Source organism: Verrucomicrobiota bacterium (genome assembly GCA_038744685.1).
Taxonomy (GTDB): domain Bacteria; phylum Verrucomicrobiota; class Verrucomicrobiia; order Opitutales; family Puniceicoccaceae; genus Puniceicoccus.
This window is the reverse complement of record JBCDMB010000002.1, coordinates 91,625-111,865: the sequence shown is the minus strand read 5'-3', so window position 1 is coordinate 111,865 and position 20,241 is coordinate 91,625. Positions and strand designations below refer to the sequence as shown.

Below are 20,241 nucleotides of genomic sequence, written 5' to 3'. Positions count from 1 at the left end.
TAGGGAGCTACAAAAATCCTACCGAACACGACCTGAAGCTCCATGCGGGAAATCCCAGTAACTTCTTTTCCCGGACAAAGGCTATTCAAGTCTCGTTGGCACCACCAAAACCGGACGATTTGGGCGGCTGCTCTGTTTTGTCTGGGCAGCCCTCGCGTGGGAAAATGCTCTTATCTATCTGTTCTCCGCCCGACGGCGGCGAGAGAGAGCGAAAACCAACGCACACAACCCGCCGATGGCAGCATACGAAGATGGCTCTGGAACGAGGTTTAGCGAAAAGGAGTCCACTCGAAATCCTCCTGAGCCGGATGATGCCAGTCTGCCAATTGCGAAGCGGTCACCATCATTGATCACGACCGGAGTGGAAAGAATGCCGTCCACGTAGGTTGCTACCTGAGTTCCTGTTGTTCCGGTCCCATACGAGTAGAGAACGCCGGAGGAATCTCCATCAATGTCAATGCCTGTGAGGACAAAAGTGTTGCCGTTTGAATTCAAACTACCCGTGTCAAACTCAAAGAGAATCGCTTGGCCCGAATTGATTGCGTTGTTCGTCGAGCCGTTGACACCAGCACCATCGTTGTTCGCGACTATACGACGAATTCCTCCAGCGTCGGCGCTATTGTAATCCACAAAGTTGTAGAAGTTATCGGTGTCACCACGGCCCAAAAGGCTGAGGGTAAAGGTGCCGGTAGATCCTGAGTTAGTAAAATCCCCTACTACATCGGGAGTGCCACCACCGACTACAGTGATGCCTAGCGTGGCGACATCAATCGTCCAATCCCAAGGTGCCGTGGGGGCGGAGTCTTGGTCAATGCCGTCAAAATCGACCATGATCTGCGCACTCGAGATAGACGCCGCAGACAAAAAGCCAAGAGAACGGAGGGAGATGAGTTTACAAGAATTCATTGGAGGCTCCTTTTCATTTTGAAGTAAAAGTTGAACCAGACAAAACCGTGAACCATTTGGTAGTGAAGACAAGCAGAATCACACGTTTGAAGCAGGGAAGGTGAACGGCCAGTTTGCGGATGGAAGAAATAAAAAGACGGGTGAGTCTTTCTAGTAGTAGCCAACAAGTGACAAACGGAATTAATCGGCAGGAAGGGGACAGGCCAAAAAGCACTTTTCCTTTAATTTTCGAGACGTTGTAGTCGTTGGCCAGAGAGTTCTTTGAATGGAATCGATATTGGTTCGAAACCAGCTGCCCTTTGCTTCGAGAAGCGGTTTGGATGGTAGATCGGGCAGAGTCGGTTCTGCGATAGGAGGAAGCTCGTTCAGATCGTTTAAAATGTCTACCACTGTTGGAGTCCTATCCGCCGGCAATTGATCGGTTTCGTGAACACCAAGAGGAGTTGGGCAAGCCGAACAAAAGAAAGGACAGTCGATTGGTTCAGGAATATTCTTGGCTCGTATTTCTCGATTCTTACTTGGGAATTTGAATAAACGATTCACCCTTGCAGCTCACCCGGGACTAAACAACGATACGGACAGTGAAACCCCATCTATTTGTCTTCCTATTTGCGCTTCTGCTGCTTCGAAGCGTTGTCTCCTTGTCGGCGAGCGAAAAGCCGATGAACGTTCTTTTTCTGGCAGTTGATGACCTGAATACCTGGCTGCTTGGAGATGAGAATCGCTACACCGGTAAGGTTGTGGCGCCGAACATTCGTCAGTTGGCAGAGAGCGGGGTTCTCTTTGAACATGCCTACACTTCCAGCCCCTACTGTTCACCTTCCCGCACGGCTTTCCTGTCTGGGGTGAGCCCTTGGAATTCGGGAGTTTACGACAATGCGGTTTTGACGGATCAAAGTGTTCCGCTGCAGGAGGCGACCTCGCTTTCGATGCTCTTCAAGCAATCCGGCTACTACACTGCATCCTACGGAAAGATTGAGCACGGGTGGAAGATGCGGAGTTCGTGGGATGATGAGATGCCGCACCGGCGAAATCCGATTCCTCCCAACGCTCCTTACTCTCCGGCAGCTCAGGGAGAGCACGATTGGGGACCGACCCACCTCGATGAAAGCGAGATGCGGGATACGCAGTATGCGGATCGGACAATCGCCCAGCTTCAAAGAGAGCATGAGAAACCCTTCTTTATCGCATGTGGGCTCTTTCATCCGCACATGCCGTGGTATGTACCGCAGAAGTATTTCGACTTGTTTCCACTCGACGAGGTCGTCCTTCCCGAATTGAAAGACGGCGATCTTGACGATTTACCACCTTTGGCGACGCGGGTCCTTACAAAACAGAGGACCGTTGATCGAACGATCAAAACAGGGGAGCACGCGAAAGCGGTTCAGGGATATCTCGCAACGACTGCCTACGCAGATGCACAGATTGGACGCGTCCTTGATGCTCTCGATAACAGTGCTTATCGCGACAATACCATCGTGATTTTGATCAGTGATCATGGCTTTCACTTGGGGGAAAAGAATCACTGGCAAAAGGCAACTCTCTGGGAGGAGGCGACCCACTGCCTGATGATGATCCGCGTCCCCGGTCTGACGCGGCCTGGGCAGGTCAGCGCACGTTTTGTCTCGTTGCAGGATATTTATCCCACCCTGGCTGAGCTTTGTGGAATTCCCGTGCCGGAGTGTGTGGATGGACGCTCACTGGTGCCACTCCTGAAAAACCCTGACGCTCCCTGGGAGAGCACCGCAATCAGTGCGCTTTATGAACGATTCATTTCCATTCGGACGGATGGTTATCGCTACATCCGCTACGGCGAGAGGCAGGAAGAGTTTTACGATATGAAGAGAGATCCGCACCAATGGAACAATCTCGTCCAAAACCCGGAATACGCTGCAATCATCGAATCCCACCGGGACGCGGTTCCGGCATTTGATGAGATGGCGGTTCCTCTTCCGACGAAGAAAAGGAGTAAAAAGTAATGAGAAAACGATCGCTGTTCCTTCTCGGTATCATTTCCGCCTTTGCCTGCGCCCCCTTAGCCAAGGCCGTAGCGGATAAGCGACCCAATGTCTTATTTATCGCTATCGATGATCTCCGGTCGCAGCTCGGATGTTATGGATACGAGGATATGGTCACCCCTCACATTGACCAACTGGCTCGCGAGGGAATTCTTTTCGAACAGCACTATGTTTCGCAGCCGATTTGCATCCCGTCGCGGGCGGCACTGCTGACCAGTCTCCGATCCGAGCGTACGAAGAGTAACGGTGGTTGGGCCAGAGTTCCCGGTGTTCAGACGATCGGCAGGACGTTTGGAGATGCGGGGTATTTTACGGCATCGCTCGGGAAGATCTGGCATCTCTCGGGTGGGAGATTCAAGGAAAGCGTTCTGGATCGCTTCGATTACGAGTGGGGACGATCACTGGATTCGCGCTATGCGACTCCAGAGTTATCGGCAATTTGGGAGAGAGAAAACGAAAACTCGAAAAAGAAGAAAGGTCAGCTCCCCGCCGCTGAGAGCCCCATCGATGTTCCGGATGAAGCTTATGGGGATGGCTTGTTGGCCCAAGAGGCCATTCGGGTCTTGGATGAAGCGGCACAGTCGGGACAGCCATTCTTCATCATGGTTGGATTCTACAAACCGCATTTACCCTTCAATGCACCGAAAAAATACTGGGATCTCTACGACCCCGATAATCTGCCGGGAACCCCGGAACTGGAAAGCCTGCCTGAGGGCGCTTCGCAGTTCGAACTTCGAAAGAGACATGATCTGTGGGGATACCAGGAAGGATTTACCTTCAACAACCCTCCCGAGGGAGAAGAAGCCCGTCACCTGCGGCATGCCTATGCTGCCTGCGTCAGCTTTGTTGATGCTCAAGTCGGGAAAGTTCTCGCTGAATTGGACCGCTTGGGTCTGAGAGATGACACGATTGTCGTCTTGTGGTCAGACCATGGCTACCAGCTGGGGCATTTGGGAAGCTGGACGAAGCTGACCAACTTTGAAATGACGGCCGGTTCGCCACTGATCATCTCTGCGCCTGGGTATGAGCGCGGGCTAAAAACCAAGAAGATCGTCGAGTCCGTCGACCTTTTTCCAACCTTACTTGATCTCTGCGGAATAGCGGAGCTGCAGGTGACGGATGGTGTGACCCTGCGCCCGCTTCTTGAGGACCCCTCTTCGAGTGAATGGAATGAGCCGGCCTTTCACAGCGTGAATCGTGGTGGCAAAGTGGGCCGGGCAGTTCGTGATGCTCGCTTCCGGTATATCGAGTGGCGCGACGGCTGGGAGGACTCTGATCAAGTCCTTGATGTCGAACTGTACGACTACGCAAAACACCCCGAAGAGCGGATCAATGTGGCCGACAATCCCGAATACCGTGGAGAACGGGATCGGTTGGCAGAGCTTCTCTGGACTTGGCAGTAGGAAAAAGGAAATTCGAAAGGCTGTAGAAATGATGAAGAATTATTGGAAAATTGGAATCTTCCTCGGGCTGGTCAGTGGCTCCGGTCTGGCTTTGGCAGTTGATGAGAGTCGCCCGAACGTGCTCTTTATAGCGGTGGACGACCTCCGCTCCCAACTGGGGTGCTACGGTTACGAAGACATGGTTACGCCGAATATTGATTCGCTGGCAGCCGACGGTGTTCTATTTGAACACCACTACGTTTCACACCCAATCTGTATTCCGTCGAGGGCCGCTTTGCTGACCAGTTTACGGTCCGAACGCACTCAACAGGTCTACGGTCCTGCGAAGTGGGTGGATGTCGAGGGCGTGCAAACAGTTGGTCGGACCTTTGGAGATGCAGGTTATTCTACCGCGTCCTTCGGGAAAGTCTGGCACACTACGGGCCGGGTCGACCCTGAACTTGCGGATCGCTTCGATGTCGTTTGGAAACGTTCCGACGACAGCATCTACGCCGACCCTGAACTTTCGAAACTTCGTCAAGAGCTGGACTACAGCGACAGAGAAGGGGTGCGACGAATCAAGGCGCAACTGCCTGCAGCTGAAGGACCGTTTGACGTTCCCGATGAAGCATATGGTGACGGTCAGATGGTAGGAGAGGTCATGCAGTTCATTGAGAATTCAGTGGAGGCGGGAGAGCCATTTCTGGCTATTGTTGGATTTCAAAAGCCGCATCTCCCGTTCAATGCACCCAAGAAATACTGGGATTTGTACGATCCACAAAACCCTCCCGGAACACCCAGGCTTGAGGAACTCCCTGAAGGGGGATCTAAATATGAAATCCGCACAAACCATGAGCTGTGGCGCTACGCGGAGGGCTTCCGATTGAATAAACCGCCTTCCGGAGAAGCTGCCAACCGTCTTCGTCATGCGTATGCTGCGTGTATCAGTTTTGTGGATGCACAGATCGGCAAAATTTTGGCCGAGGTCGATCGGCTTGGTATCCGCGACAACACAATTATAGTATTTTGGAGCGACCATGGCTTTCAGCTTGGACACTTGGGAAGTTGGACAAAGGGCACGAACCTTGAGATGACCGCCGGTTCACCGCTCATCATTTCCGCGCCTAATTTTGCCGAAGGGGCGAAGACGACCCGGGTGGTCGAATCCGTGGATCTCTTTCCGACGCTGGTGGATCTGTGTGGCCTCGCACCTCTCGAAATCACTGACGGGAAGAGTCTTCGGCCACTGCTGGAAGAGCCGATGAGCGAAGAATGGACCTACCCCGGCTACCACCTCGTTCGAAGAGGGGGGCCTCCTCTCGGTCGGGCAGTCCGGGATGAGCGATTCCGCTACGTTGAATGGCGCAAGAGTTGGGAGCGTGATAGCAAGATCATGGATGTTGAACTCTACGATTATCTAAAGCATCCGGAGGAGCGCATCAACGTTGCAGACAATCCGGAGTATGCCAAAGAACGTGAAAGACTGGCCAAGTTGCTTTGGGAATGGGATGCCAAGGCAAAAGCCTCCTCTTCTCTTTGAAGCTTTCTTTTTTCTGCAGATTCAAATGATGCTAATTCGCTGCTGTTGTAGTTTTTTTGCCACACTGGTCCTGTTCTCGGCGACGGTTCTGGCTCAGACTTCGTCTTCGCCGCTTTCGGATCCGGAGGCTACTCCCGAGACCATTCGTCTCTACGAAAATCTTAAGTTAGCGGCAAAACATCGATTGCTTTATGGACAGATGCGGGCGTTTAGCCGGGGGAAGCACGCCCCGAATGCGAAGGAGAGGGAGGCGAATCCGTTGGATTTGAAGTCAGACACACTGGCTTTAGTTGGAAAGAACCCTGCGGTCGTCGAATTTGGCCTTCATCTCTACGATGATTACGAGTTCTGGCAGACCATCGCTCCGGAACTGCATCGTCGCGGCATTTTGATTAGCCTTAGTGCTCACTCGAAGAACCCGGATCTTGAGGTGCCCCATAACAATTCGCACAAAAGCAACGAAGGGGACCCAGTGACCAAAGTGCTCGATCGAGACAGTGCGGACCATCGGGAATACATGAAGGTCTTGCGTCGTTATGGTGAGTTTATTCGAGGTCTCAAGGATGATCAGGGTCGTCCGATCCCTGTGCTTTTCAGGCCGTATCACGAACACACCGGCGGATGGTTCTGGTGGGGCACAAGGACCTGCACCCCGGAGCAATATAATGAGCTCTGGAAGATGACGATCGACTTCCTGCGTGATGAGATGGATCTTCATAACCTCATCCTGGTGATTTCGCCGAGTAAGCCGACGACGCGGGAAAGATTCCTGAGCCGTTTCCCGGGTGAAGACTATGTCGATGTGTACGCTTTCGATAGCTACGCCTACGACGATGGGCCTGAGGTGCTTCTCGAGTGCTCCCGAGTAGTCGTTGAACTGGCGAGGGAGGACGGTAAAGTCGCGGCGATCACGGAGTTTGGATACAAGAACGGGCTCACGAACGAAACGGCTGCCGATCACTACAGCCGGATGTTCCTCGACAACATTAAGAACGATCCTGTAGCCCATGAGGTTGCCTACGCGCTAACGTGGTTTGGAAACGATAGCGATGACGGAGGAAGCAATTGGAGCCCCTACAAGGACGAGCCGATGACAAAGCATATCTATCCAGACTTTGTTGAGTTTTCTGAGGATCCTTGGACGGTTTTTGAGGGTGATCTGCCAAACCTGTACACGTTTGAAGCGAACCGCTAAAAGAAGCTATCCGCTGAACTTTCCGAAGGGAAGTTACCCGTGCTTAAACCATTTACCGGCTGCTGGTCCAACCCGGTGGATTGTTGGAAAAGTAGAGTCTTTCCCTTTGGATCTCAAAGGCTCTTTAAACCCGCTTCTTATTGCTGCGCAGCTGTCGAATAGACGGTTGAAGGGCTGAGATCTTCCGGGTACTTTGGTTTATGCTTAGAAAAATCCCAGTCTGTATTTCCCTAGCTGTCCTGTGCACCGTTGTTTCAGCAGAACGCCCAAACTTTCTCTTTATCTTAACCGATGATCACGGGTATGGGGATACCTCAGTCTACGGAGCTCCTGATTTGGAAACCCCTCACATCGATCGACTGGCGAGCGAAGGAATGCTCTTCAATTCGATGCGGGCGAACTGCACGGTTTGCTCGCCAACGCGCGCTGCGATCCTGACTGGTCGTTACGCGGATCAAGTTGGGGTTCCTGGGGTGATTCGCACCCGGGCCGAAAATTCATGGGGCTACTTCGATCCTTCGGTCCCGACGTTGGCCGACAAACTCAGTGACGCTGGCTACCACACGGCGATTATTGGCAAATGGCATCTCGGTTTGGAGTCTCCGAATACGCCGAACGAGAGGGGCTTCGACTTCTTCCACGGCTTTCTCGGGGATATGATGGACAGCTACACGACTCACCTTCGGCGTGGATTTAACTACATGCGATTGAACGATATTGTGATCGAACCGCGGGGTCATGCCACCGAACTGTTTTCAGACTGGGCAGTCGATTATATTGAAGAGCGGTCTGAGATTCAGGATGAGCCCTTCTTTCTCTATCTCGCCTACAACGCACCGCATTTCCCGATTGAGCCGCCCGATGAATGGCTGAAAAGGGTGCAAAATCGCTCGCCCGAGATGGAGGAAAAGCGTGCACTCAACGTGGCTTTCGTCGAGCACACGGACGATTGCATTGGGCGCGTCTTGAAAGCACTTGACGACACAGGCCTAGCCGAAAACACGGTAGTGGTGTTTACCTCGGATAATGGTGGTGCTCTTTGGTATGCCCAGCGAAACCTGCCGTGGCGGGACGGTAAGCAAAGTCATTTTGATGGAGGTTTGAAAGTGCCCTTTATCGTCAGGTGGCCCGGCGAGGTCCCAGCCGGATCCGAATCCGACTACGAGGGTCTGACTTTTGACGTGTTCCCGACTTTTCTTGAGCTCGCGGGCGCGCCGCGCGCAGGTGGTATTGATGCGGTTGATCTTTCTCCGCTGTTTCGGGGAGAAGACATGCCGGAGGGTCGCAGTCTCTACTTCGTCCGTCGGGAAGGCGGAGTAGCCTTCGGGGGAAACGCTTATCACGCGATTATCCAGGACGGTTGGAAATTGATGCGAAACAATCCTTACTCCGCCCTGGAGTTATACAATCTCGTAGAGGACCCTTTTGAGGAGAGAAACCTGGCATCTGAGGAGCCAGAGCGGCTCAGACAACTTCAAGGAGAAATGAGGCGGTATATTCAAAAAGCCGGATCGGTGCCTTGGCAGCCACCGGCCCAAAAGTGAACGGGGCTTCCTATGGTGGTAATACAGACGCGACGATGAACGCTTTCCTCAATTTTTTGAACAGTTTCGACTGTGGTCAAAAACACTCGTTTGGAGTGCGGGCGGTGCTAAACGATGGTAGGGAGTTTTCCGGTCAGGGACTTAGCAGCGACAATCAGGAATGGCTCTTACCTCTCTGGCACTTAGATAGGGTCTTTTCGGGTCGGTCTCCCGTACCATCGGTCGTGAGACCGATGACTAGGAAAGGCTTAAGGAACATTACCTCAGTTTTCATCCACCTCACGGACTTCGGCCCTGCTCAGTCGATTCGCTGGATGCTACGAAATGAGCCGCTCGGATCCCTCAATAGAGAACCAGTAGAGTCACACTCCTCCTGATGACTATTTCTGTTTCCCCTTTACCGCGGGTCAAAAGATCCAGCAACTTGGAGATTTATGCAGTAAAATCAAAGGACTAAAATAGGAATTGGAGACTCTAAAAGAAGAGGCAGAGCATCCATTTTGGGAAAACGAAAGATGAAAAGGAAAATAGCCCACGCTAGTCTTCGAAAGGCTTTACTCTGTGCCTTCTTTTTTTTGGGAGGCTCCCATTATGCGTTTGCAGGCGAAACGAACGGTCAAATAGATGACCATGAGACCGGGGCGCTGAGGCCTAATATCGTTTTCATTCTGACAGATGACCAAGGATACGGTGATCTCGGGTCGTATGGCTCGGTTGATATTGCCACTCCAGCGATTGATCGACTCAGAGAGGAGGGCATGAAATTTACAGACTTTTACGTCCACAATCGGTGCTCGCCTACTCGTTTGGCCTTTATGACCGGATCACATGCCGATCGGGCAGGGTATTCAAAAGTGATCTACCGTCGGAGTCTGGTCGGAATCCATCCGGACGAAATTGCTGTTGCCGAACAACTGAAGGAAGCAGGCTACGCCACTGGCATAATTGGAAAGTGGCATTTGGGTGAATGGCCTGAAAGTAATCCGGTTCACCATGGCTTTGATTTCTTTTACGGATTCATGGAAACCGAGTCGGGTACCGGCATCTTTCGAAATGAGACTTTTGAGGAGACTGCTGGAAGTAAAACAGACGGCATCCATTCGCCGAAGCTATTGGAGGAGGGAATCCGATTCATCAGAGAGAATAAGGATCATCCCTTTTTTCTCTACTACGCTTCACCACTACCTCACGTAAAATGGCTTCCGAGTGAGCGCTTCAAAGGCTCATCGAAACAGGGAACCTACGGAGATGTGGTGCAGGAGATCGATTGGCAGGTGGGTGAAATCTTGAAGATCCTCGACGAGCTGGATCTTACTGAAAATACCTTGGTAGTGTATGCCTCTGACAACGGTCCCCAGTTGAATATCGATGGGTATGGAAGTGCCGGTCCTTTGCGTGACGGCAAGTGGACGAATTTTGAGGGTGGCATTCGCGTTCCGTGCATCATGCGATGGCCTAGGGTGATACCGTCCGGTTCAGAGAATGGTGAAATTGTCGGAATCATCGATATGTTACCCACCTTTTCGGCACTGGCTGGGGTAGAGTTGCCGACTGATCGGGTGCTGGACGGACGCAACATTACGCCCTATCTGCAAGGGGGTGAGGTCTCTTCGCCAATCCATGAAACCTTTATTGTTCCGGGTTCAACGATCCGGCACAATGAGTGGAAGTTACTCGTCGCGCGACAAAAGCCTGGAGGCGGGGTGAGGCCAGGACGCGGAAAGCAGGATAGGGTCGCTGCTCCTGCGGGAAGTTTGTTCAACCTGGCTGATGATCCGGGAGAAACCACTGATCTGTCCAAAGAGTATCCTGAGAAGGTGCAGGAATTGTCGAAGATTATGGAGTCGTTTATGGCTGAGCTGGAGAGTAGCCAGCGGGAGATCGGATCTATAAAGCCTCCATTAGGTTCGGTAATTTCCACGCCTAGGGACAAGAGATAGACGGCTTAGGGCGAAGAATATTCGTTTCCTCTCAAGAGTCTCATTTGCGGGAAAATAAGGTTCTCCTCAAACCGTTTGGTTGCTTTCAAAAAAAGAGGTAAGCTGATTCGGTTTGCGCAATTTTGCACGGGGTAATTCAGAAGGTAACTTGATTTTCGGCTACGCTCCCTACCGAAATTCGCAGTGCGACCTTTGGAGTTCAGGGTTTTTTAGGGACAAATCCACGACTTGACAGTTTGTGATAAAACGTTTAGCCAATTCCTCGTTCGTCAATCATCAGAAATCTTTTTTGTGGAATTTAGTGTATGTGATTGGAGTGGAGTTAGGTGAGTGATCGATCATCTGCCCCCGAAATTCTCACTCGTCCTTGTACGCATTTACCACGCAATTTGATTTGTTCTCTTTCCAGTTGATTGGGAATACCTACCTCGCTCAGCTCCGGGACTATCCCTTGCACCCCAAAAAATCATGACACCCCTAAAGTTCTTCAAAAAGTATTGTCTTACATTCACTCAAATCGCCAGTTCAAGTCTCTCGTTAGTCTTCCTAGCGCATCAATCCTTCGGCCTACAATTCCCCGTCCGCGTGACCAGCTGGGATATTACACCCCAAATCGAAACGGTGACGGTAAATCTGACTTCGGCGGTAACAGCGGAAGACCTTTATTTGCGAGTCCATAATCTCCGTTTTGGAGGACAGGTCTCTGTGCAAGTCAACAGTGGCGATTGGATCACGATTTATAACAATTCTCCTGAGGTCTCGTTTCCTGATTTCGAACTGAAACAGGACGGGATTGGCGGTATCAACTCAACAATTCGCTTTTATGTGGATATTGATCCAGCTGATATTGTGCAGGGTGGTGAGAATTACGTGCGTATTCGAGTCAACGGCACGGATGGACGCAGTACAACGATTCGTGTCTTGGACCTTGATTTTGTTGATGCCAGCAACGTTTCGGCGGTTTCCACCAGCTTTTCGGATGAAGATCCTTCGACTTGGACTGCGCCGGTAGGATACCAAGATGCAGCTAGTATAGACGCAGGTAGGATACTCTGGGATTCGGATGGAATTCTTCTTGATAACATCGTCGCCCAGCGTTCGATCAAAGCTTCCTGTGCAGCCTGTCACTTTGACGACGGTAGCGATCTGAGGTATTTCAATTTTTCCAATGAATCGATAGTCAGCCGTTCACAATTTCACGGTTTGAGTGAACATCAGGGGAATCAGATAGCAGCGTATATTCGTTCGCTCAACTTGAACCTGCCTGGTGGGATGAATGCCCCTGGTCGTCCTTGGGATCCACCCTTTCAGCCTGGTCCGGACACCGACCCTCAGCAGGGCGATTCTCAACTCACAAAAGACCAAAAGGCGGCCTCATGGTTGGCTGGCCAGGGGCTTGATGCTGTCGCGGAAACGGACGGAGAGATCATTAGCGAACTTCTCCCCGAGGGCACTGACTTTGGTTCGGTAGCAGAGATCATGGACTACACAAAAAATCTCAGCATGCGCGACATCCGTATGACGATTCAGCTACCCGACTGGAATGCCTGGCTACCTGACCACGCGCCAGTGGATATATGGCCGGACGACCTTATGATCGATGCGATCCAGCCAGAACGTCCAGACTATCTTGCGGGAACGAAAGTCAATGAAGGGCCCCAAATCATCTATGAGCGGCTACTTACCGACCTGATTACCAATGGAGTCGCATCCTATGTTTCAGATGGCACACTCTGGTCGAGATTCAGTGCATACATGTCTGATATCGAAGACAAATGGTATGGCGACATGAGGATGAGCCAAGCTGAGTTCAATAATGGCGACGATGAACTCTATGGAACCACCTCGGCTCCGATTATTTTCCCACACATCAGTAGGGACGAGATGCGCAAATCAATCGTTAAGTGGCGTGCCGTAAAAGGCCTTTACCTGGTCCGCCGATTTGAGCTGGAGGATGTGCAACCCGATGCAGCCGGAGTTTTTGCGCCGGATTACACACCCGAATACGATCCGGATCCCTTGTCACTACCCGCACAGGGCACACGTCAGTGGGTCTGGGCTCATGCTGCCCACATCATTAGTAAAAACTGGAGTAATTTCGAGGAACAACTCTACCGGACGGGTAAACAGGAATCCAATCAATGGTATCTTCTCGAAGTACTCCTCAATTCGGGTCCCCGGCGACCAGCAGGAATGAATAGCTATGTGGATTGGGGCTACGTCAAGAACCACATGATTGATGCCTACAATGTGACTAAGCATGACTTCTTTATCACGCGAGCAGCCTACCAAATCAATATGATGCAATCGCGTTATACCGGGAAACCGGCCTTGCCCTGGGTTCCCGGAAATCCCTCAGGCACCGAAAGCCTTTTTAGTAAACTGGGCTTTTCTCAACGCACCCTCGCGCCGAATTTCTTTTACTCTGACGAAACCGCCAACCGCGGACTCTTTTTGTCTGCTGACAAATACGCCCCTGATTTGTGGCGTAGACTCTTCGAGGAATACTTGCACGAGTGGCTCTACATCTACGAGTCCGAGGATGTAAATACGATCCCCCGTGACCCACCTCCGAAAAACGGCGTCTATAAAAATGACCGTAACATCATTGAACACATGGACTACATCCCGGCACCCTGGGACAAGCCATCCGATGTGCAAAGCACCGCGAAGATCTTCCTGTTACCGGATGAGATTTTCTCTGAGGCGACCTATCGTCTTCTGCAGAAGAATCTTCTTCAAGATGCCGGAGTCAATGAAGCTCTGCTGCTAGATTTCGCTCGCTGGCTGGGTAGGGCTTTTCCGAAGGTTCAAGACAACCCGAATGGTGCAGACTGGGATGCTGCTGGTGTTCCACATTGGGATGACCTAATTGTGCCTCGAAATCTCTATCTGCAGAATTTCGAGACGAGCAGTGACTTTAGCGGACTCAGTCGGGAGATGATTAAGGATTCAAACTACGTTAACTTGGTCAGCAGCACGATTCCCCGTAACGGAGGAGGAGCATATGTCGCAAGCCGCAGATTGAACCCAGGGCAGAGTCGGGATACGCAGGCAGGTGTGACGATTCCTTTAAATGGAAAAACTCGTCTGAAAACATCCATTCGGACCGGCTTCAGCGATCAGGACAACACCGGGCACGGAACGATCTCCGGGCGAATCATCCTGACCTTTGATTCAACTACCCAAATCTGGGGACCTTTCATCACGATGAACCCGGATCTCTACAACTATAAGTTCCAAAGTCTAGAGACTGAGTTCAATGTTCCTGCTGGTTCAACCAATCTGACTCAGGTTCGAGTGAGATGGAGTCGCGGAGGAGGAAGCGGAAATGGGGATATCTATCTCGATAATGTATTGGTCGAAGATGCTAGCCCCGTTGTGGACAGTATTGCTCCTTTTGCTCCTACTAACATCAAGGCGACCATTGCGAATGGTGATTTCGGCATCAAGATCCGCTTTCAGCCAAACGCAGCGGACAATGAACCGTTTATTGGTTACAATATCTATCGATGGGCATCTGCAGTTGAAACAAGGTTGGATGCGGTGAAGTTGAATAAAGATCTTCATACGCGGCTCTATGGCCAGTATTTTGACGATACCGCGTGGCCTGGCGTTGAATACAGCTACGTCGTAACAGCCGTCGATGCCGCGGGCAATGAGTCAGTCGATTCTTCGACCAAGAATCAGACACTTCCGAGTGCGCTTGGAGCCGTGCTGCCTGACTGGACTTTCCTGACAAACTACTCGAGTGGCGTTGACTTGTTGCAATGGTTTGGAACACCCAACATTGATTTATTTGGGTTCAAAGTCTACCGTCGTGCCGCAAACGAGAGCGGCTTTACGGAGCTTACGAGTGGCGCAACCATGCTACCCCTCGGTTTTGATGACACTGGATTCATTGATGGGGCATTATACGAATACTATGTCAACCCAGTTACCTCGCTTGAAGAGGGAGACAACTCGGCTTCAGTTCTAAAGGTTGGTGCCCATTACAGCTACGACGCGAGTGTAGCGGTTAATGTACTGGTCGATTCAAACGATCGGGTCACTCAGTGGAACGATGTTTCTGGCTTTGGATTTGATGCGGTCCCGCAATCGTCTGAGACGCAAACCTATCCTTCGGTGATCCAATCTCCGACTAGCCTAGACATGATCGAATTCGATGGATCGAATCGCTTCCGTTTGATCAGTGTTTCCGAGGCAGGCAACATCCTAAATTTCTCAGCTGGTGGTGGAGCAGAGAACAATTCTGGGTTTACCACTTTATGTGCCATCCGCTTCGACAATATCACGAGTGCGAAAAATCCTGTAGTAGCCACGTCGGGTAGCACAAGCAGTGGCTTTGGGATTCGTATCAGTAGCGGCGGAAACCCGGAAGTCTACATCGGAGGAGCTCTCTATCAGAACACCGGAGTGACGATCACGGGGGGCGATACGATTATACTTGGCTTTAGTTACGACAAATCAACGGGCGATTGGACCCTTTTTGAAAGCAAAGCCGGGACAACGATATCTGGTAATACTCCGGCCGCAGATTTTACAGGGTCGAAAGAAATCTACGCGGGTGGAAGTGGAAACGGAGGTCAACGCATTGACGGACAGATTGGTGAAGTCCGTATCCTTAAGGAAGGAATGTCGATTGAGAGCCTGATTTCTGAATGCCTGTACTTAGAGAGTAAGTGGATTGGCGGAATTTAATGTTCTTGAGGATATGAGAAATCAGTGACTCTTGGTTTTCTTGTATTTTCGGGTTTGCTCATACTTCTTCCCTTAAAAAAACCCTGAGCTATTAAGCGTTGTTTGTTGATTAAACGTTTATACTCTTTCCTTTGATTCTCTCTGTTTTTCTCGATTGGTTATGAAAATGTTACCATTTCTGCTCTTTCTAGGGATATTCCTCACTTCAACGGCTTCCAGTGCGGATCGCCCGAATATTGTCCTGATCTATCTGGATGATTGGGCTTGGAACGGGACGCCTGTGAAAATGAATGATTCCATGGAAAACTCTGCCATGCCCATTTTGGAAATGCCGAACCTTGAAAGGCTTGCAGAGGACGGAATGAAATTTACCAACGCTTACGGTTCACACCAGTGTGCTCCGGCACGGGTGTCGGTGCAGACTGGGCAGTCTGTTCCACGGCATGGCTTAACGCTGGTTCTAGGAAGGACTAAGCATGATTATTACGATATGCGGCCACAATATCTTCGGATGCCAGTGATTCCTACAGTCGCAGAGCCATCGCTGAAGGCCGATGCAGTCACCATTCCGAAAGCACTCGCTCCCCTTGGGTATGTAAGTGCCCATGTGGGAAAGTGGCACATGTATAGCGATCCCGGTGATGCGGGTTATGTGTTGCATGACGGAGATACGACCAACACACCCGGAAATACTGTCGGCAAGGCCAGAACTATGCCTGACGATTTAACGGATCCAAAGTTAATGTTCAGTATGACTGATAAGGCTATCGGCTTCATGGAAGAGCAGGTAGAAGCTGGGAATCCGTTTTATTTGCAGATCTCTCACTACGCGATGCATGAGGGGAGGGAATCCACCCAGCAGGCCCGGGAGAAATACGTGAACCATCCGACCGTCTTAGAATTCTATGAGGAGAAGGGAACTTCGCCCGACGAACTGAGCCGAAAAAGTGATCCGGCCAATTGGTTTGCTATGGGAGATGATCTCGACCGTGCAATTGGCATGGTATTGGAGGCGATTTCCGACCTCGGGATCGAAGAGAATACCTATGTGATCCTCGTCTCTGATAATGGCTATCGCCACAAGGAGTTACTTTTGACTGAGGGGAAAGTTCAACCCCTGCACGGGAGTAAGTGGTGGCTCTGGGAAGGAGGTATTCGGGTGCCGATGATTGTCAAAGGACCTGGGATCGAGCCGGGTTCGGTCTTCTCTGCTAATGTGATCAACTACGATTTTCTTCCGACTTTTTTTGAATGGGCTGGTGGCGATCCTGATGAGCTTGAAGACATTGATGGAGTCAGCTTGGCTCGGTTTTTGGCTGGGGAGAAACCCGACGCTGCTTTTTATAACCGTCCACTTTTCTTCCATCTTCCTCACTATCGGTCGGAGATTCCTCATTCTGCAATCATCGCTGGGAACGCAAAGGTCATGCATTTCTACGAACGCCCCGATGTTCCAATGCTCTTCAATCTGAGAGAGGATCCAGGAGAATCCGTCAACGTCGCGAGGAAATATCCTGAAACACATCAAAGGCTTTTTGACCAGATGATGGTGTACCTTGAAGAGGTGGGCGCTCGGTTTCCGAAGGAGAATCCCAATTACGATCCGCAAGAGTACCAGCAGATGGACAAATACGATACGTTTATGGCGTGGGGGCCTTTTGTGGAGGAGCGCCCTCCGGCTTACGATGAGAAATAGGGGAATAGTAAGATTCTGCTACCTAGTGTGGTGTCTGCGAAGTTCGTTTCTAAAAAGATCTCTTGGTAGCCAATTCGCTGTTTCAGGCAAAGAGTCGCTGGAGGGTCCGCGTCTCGCGGACCGTTCGATTATCTGGATTGCCAAGCGTTGTGGACACCGACCGGTCACGAGCTCAGCCGAGTCGAGACGGCGTCCCTCCATGGTTGGGGGATGTTAGTCTGCAGGTTAATTCCCTGACACCACACTAGAGCCTTTTCATAGTCCTAAAACCAAGAGAAAGGAGATCTGTTCGCCCAGTAAACTACGCACCGACACCCAATCATTTACGAAAGAAGAGTTTTCCAATGGATCTGAATAGAAACGGACAAGACGTTGCTATGGAGATTTGTATAGGACCTCTATTCGAGTAGCACGTGCAGAGGGTCGTAAGCGAATTCAATGAACAGTAGTGCTCGTGAGTTTTCTTCGTTTTTGGAGCTGTTCCCAGTTTCTAACTTCGTCTTCAGAGCTCCGTTTTATCTGTGATGGTTAATACCAGATTAAAGACCTATCTCGGTCTAGCATTGGCTTTTGGCAGTCTCTTTGCTCCCACAACTGCGCAAGCAGAGGAATCCTATGCATGGATCGCCGATCTGACCTATCCGAGCGAAGATTTGGTGCCTGTAGTTTCCTTCGACGTAACAGCTGCTCCCTACCACGCGGATCGATTGGGCAAAAAGGACTCCACGGCTGCCTTTCAGGAGGCTTTGTCGGACGCGAATCAACGGGGTGGAACGGTTTTCGCACCGGCTGGCCGGTACCGAATTGATGGAAACCTTGAAATACCGGCTGGAGTCACTCTTCGGGGGGACTTTCGGAAGCCAACTTCGGACAACATTGCTGTTTTCGGAACGGTTCTGTTGGCTTTTGCCGGCCGGGGAGATGCCGATGGAAAGGCATTTATTAGCGTGAAGGAAGGTGGACTCCGTGATCTGAGTATTCTCTACCCGGAGCAGACGATCACCAACATTGTTCCGTATCCGACCACAGTTGACTTGGGCGGTAATTCCGCGATCAAGAATGTCAACCTTTTGAACGCTTACCGCGGTATTGTGACGGGTTCCTTTTCGACCGTAATCAATGTTTATGGTTCACCATTGGATGTCGGGATCGTTATGCTGCGGGCTGCCGCGGTTCCCCGGTGCAATGGTGTAAGGTTTGCACCCCATTACTGGGCTTCCTCGGGACTTCCAGGAGCGCCGGAATTGGAGGCACTGACAAGAGCTTTGGCAGACCGTGACGCGCATGCGATTCAGTTGAACCGACAGGATGCAGGAATCTTTATCGATATAAACATCGCCAACTACCCAACTGCAGTCAAAGTCATGCCCCCGCACGGATGGACCTACTGGCACGACGTCTATATTCTCAACGCAGACGTTGGCTTTCATTTCACTGGTGGCTCCAATCATCGAGTGAATATTACAGGGAGCCGGATTTTTGCCCGACGCGCCGGTATTTTGATGTCGATGGACAAGTCGGATTGGGATCCTCGATGGGCCCGATACAGCAAGAGCGGAAAAGAGTATGGACTGGCAAGAGACTCAGCCGAACTACGTCTTTTTGATTGTGAGTTTAGAGGCAGCGGGAACAGCATTCGCCTAGATGGAACCTTTCGACAAAAAGTCGACGTGCAGAATTGCCTCTTTGAATCGTGGGGGAGCGGGCAGTATGCGATCGATGCGATTGATGCAAATGTAGACGTTTTTGACTCGGTTTTCAGTCAAAGTAGACAGCAGGTCCGCGTAGACGGAAGGGCGAGTCAGCTGAATCTATTCGGCAATCAATTTGCCGGAAAGCCTGATCTAGACGTGAGCTCGGGTGTGACCGCACAGATCGATCATGAGAGCAAATCAGATCGCGGCCAGGAGTTGATTCCTCTGCAGCCGGTGCCAAACACGCTGCCCTCGCGAGTCGGAACCGATTCCCTTTACATCGTGACAGAGCAGCCGTTCAACGCTCCCAACGATGGGAAATCCGATGCTGCTGCCGCGATTCAGAAGGCACTTGATACAGCGGGCCGGGATGGCGGCGGAACGGTATATCTTCCGCAGGGTCATTACCTAATAACCAGCCATCTAAGAGTTCCTTCAGGTGTTGAATTGAGGGGTGTCAATGACTTCATGCCTCGCGGGAAACAGGTTCGGACTATGCTGGTTGCCGATATACCCGGTGATGTAGGTAAACCGGATAATCCTCCTTTGATAAGTCTTGAGTCATCGGAGATCCGCGGCGGATCGGGAGTCAGCGGGGTAACCTTCTGGTATCCGAACCAAGACTACAGGGAGATTAGACCTTATCCGTGGACCGTCCGGAGTTTAGGACCTCAATGCTGGGTTCGCCGGATTTACATGGGAAACTGCTACAACGGAATTGATTTTGCCTCCCACAACAGTGACCGACATGTGCTTTCGAGAGTGAATGGATCCGCTCTTAATATTGGGATAATGGTGGGGCAAACTCCAACGATCGGTTGGATCGACAACTGCCACATCCGCCCGCAGGACTGGGCTCTGAGCACGCAGAAAGGACTGACCTTGGAGTTCCCCGGGGAGAACAAACCGGACAAGAAAGCGATCTTTCGCGGGACGCCTTACAGTTTGATCCCGAACATGCGCGGAAACGGTGCAATCACGATAGGGAGTGGGGCCAACGAACAGATCACGGGTTATTTCACCAATGGAAGCACGCGCGCCTTCGATTTTGTCGACCACAAGGGAACCGGCGGTGGTAATGCCAACATTCTGATTGGCGGAAGTGAAGCTGGATGGGGTGCTTGGATTCAATCCTTGGGTGATCGAGGCGTGACTTTTGTGAACTTCAGCATCAATCCCATGACTCGGCTTCCCTACGTTTCTCCCGAAGACATACCTGAGGGCAATTTACCGAAGGGTATGGTGATGCGGATCGATCCATCGGTTCCTCAATCGACACCCATCAATATGACTATCTCAAAGTTTTACGGACGCGATGAGGTCGAACTGGGCTTTGATGTGAGCGGCGGCACCCTTGCCTTTAAGCAGATGGAGCAGGTGCATGATTACGGTCGGGCGGCGGTTGAGATCAATGGAGGGATTTTTACCAAACGCAACATCAGCATCGGCGAGGAGCTCAATGAATCTTCGGAATTCAATGACTAGCCCAGGCCGTCGGCTTGATCTTGAATAGATCTTTCGCATCAGCGGGGAGATAAGGCGGAGCCTCTAACTTTTCGTTCGGCTAGTTTGTCGTTTGTGAAGTTTGTTTCTAAAAAGATCTTTGAGTAGCGAATTCGCTTTTT

General features: G+C 51.2%; 10 protein-coding genes. 9 read left to right on the top strand and 1 reads right to left on the bottom strand.

Annotated elements, in window-relative coordinates; translation table 11 throughout:
- Positions 1-174 precede the first annotated feature (174 nt).
- On the bottom strand, positions 175-906 hold the full coding sequence (locus AAGJ81_01910) for a PEP-CTERM sorting domain-containing protein (GenBank protein MEM0964892.1): 732 nt from the start codon (positions 904-906) through the stop codon (positions 175-177).
- A 581-nt stretch (positions 907-1,487) separates the two neighbouring features.
- On the opposite strand from AAGJ81_01910, the gene AAGJ81_01905 reads away from it, so the two are divergent.
- The 9 genes from AAGJ81_01905 to AAGJ81_01865 all read left to right on the top strand — a co-directional run bounded on the left by AAGJ81_01905 (position 1,488) and on the right by AAGJ81_01865 (position 20,101).
- Entirely contained in the window at positions 1,488-2,885 is a 1,398-nt protein-coding gene (locus tag AAGJ81_01905) for a sulfatase (GenBank protein MEM0964891.1), read from the top strand.
- Positions 2,885-4,327, top strand: a complete 1,443-nt coding sequence (locus tag AAGJ81_01900) for a sulfatase (protein ID MEM0964890.1) — start codon at positions 2,885-2,887, stop codon at positions 4,325-4,327. Before AAGJ81_01905 ends, AAGJ81_01900 begins: the two co-directional genes overlap by 1 nt.
- A gap of 28 nt (positions 4,328-4,355) precedes the next feature.
- Positions 4,356-5,846, top strand: a complete 1,491-nt coding sequence (locus AAGJ81_01895; GenBank protein MEM0964889.1) for a sulfatase — start codon at positions 4,356-4,358, stop codon at positions 5,844-5,846.
- Positions 5,815-7,041, top strand: a complete 1,227-nt coding sequence (locus AAGJ81_01890) for a glycosyl hydrolase (protein MEM0964888.1) — start codon at positions 5,815-5,817, stop codon at positions 7,039-7,041. Before AAGJ81_01895 ends, AAGJ81_01890 begins: the two co-directional genes overlap by 32 nt.
- Positions 7,042-7,241: 200 nt before the next feature.
- Positions 7,242-8,585, top strand: coding sequence for a sulfatase-like hydrolase/transferase (locus AAGJ81_01885; GenBank protein MEM0964887.1), 1,344 nt, complete (start codon positions 7,242-7,244; stop codon positions 8,583-8,585).
- 515 nt (positions 8,586-9,100) lie between these two features.
- Complete coding sequence (locus AAGJ81_01880) at positions 9,101-10,525, top strand: sulfatase-like hydrolase/transferase (protein MEM0964886.1); 1,425 nt, start codon at positions 9,101-9,103, stop codon at positions 10,523-10,525.
- 468 nt (positions 10,526-10,993) lie between these two features.
- On the top strand, positions 10,994-15,226 hold the full coding sequence (locus AAGJ81_01875; GenBank protein MEM0964885.1) for a hypothetical protein: 4,233 nt from the start codon (positions 10,994-10,996) through the stop codon (positions 15,224-15,226).
- A 166-nt stretch (positions 15,227-15,392) separates the two neighbouring features.
- Complete coding sequence (locus tag AAGJ81_01870; GenBank protein ID MEM0964884.1) at positions 15,393-16,922, top strand: sulfatase-like hydrolase/transferase; 1,530 nt, start codon at positions 15,393-15,395, stop codon at positions 16,920-16,922.
- Positions 16,923-17,446: 524 nt separating this feature from the next.
- A complete protein-coding gene (locus tag AAGJ81_01865) occupies positions 17,447-20,101 on the top strand; it encodes a glycosyl hydrolase family 28-related protein (GenBank protein ID MEM0964883.1) in 2,655 nt (884 codons plus the stop codon).
- Positions 20,102-20,241 lie beyond the last annotated feature (140 nt).

Excerpts from the sequence above, each read along its gene's own strand:
- AAGJ81_01900 (MEM0964890.1), top strand. The coding sequence starts at position 2,885 with ATGAGAAAACGATCGCTGTTCCTTCTCGGTATCATTTCCGCCTTTGCC.
- AAGJ81_01880 (MEM0964886.1), top strand. The coding sequence starts at position 9,101 with ATGAAAAGGAAAATAGCCCACGCTAGTCTTCGAAAGGCTTTACTCTGT.
- AAGJ81_01875 (MEM0964885.1), top strand. The coding sequence starts at position 10,994 with ATGACACCCCTAAAGTTCTTCAAAAAGTATTGTCTTACATTCACTCAA.
- AAGJ81_01890 (MEM0964888.1), top strand. The coding sequence starts at position 5,815 with ATGCCAAGGCAAAAGCCTCCTCTTCTCTTTGAAGCTTTCTTTTTTCTG.
- AAGJ81_01885 (MEM0964887.1), top strand. The coding sequence starts at position 7,242 with ATGCTTAGAAAAATCCCAGTCTGTATTTCCCTAGCTGTCCTGTGCACC.
- AAGJ81_01895 (MEM0964889.1), top strand. The coding sequence starts at position 4,356 with ATGATGAAGAATTATTGGAAAATTGGAATCTTCCTCGGGCTGGTCAGT.
- AAGJ81_01870 (MEM0964884.1), top strand. The coding sequence starts at position 15,393 with ATGTTACCATTTCTGCTCTTTCTAGGGATATTCCTCACTTCAACGGCT.
- AAGJ81_01910 (MEM0964892.1), bottom strand. The coding sequence starts at position 906 with ATGAATTCTTGTAAACTCATCTCCCTCCGTTCTCTTGGCTTTTTGTCT.
- AAGJ81_01865 (MEM0964883.1), top strand. The coding sequence starts at position 17,447 with ATGGTTAATACCAGATTAAAGACCTATCTCGGTCTAGCATTGGCTTTT.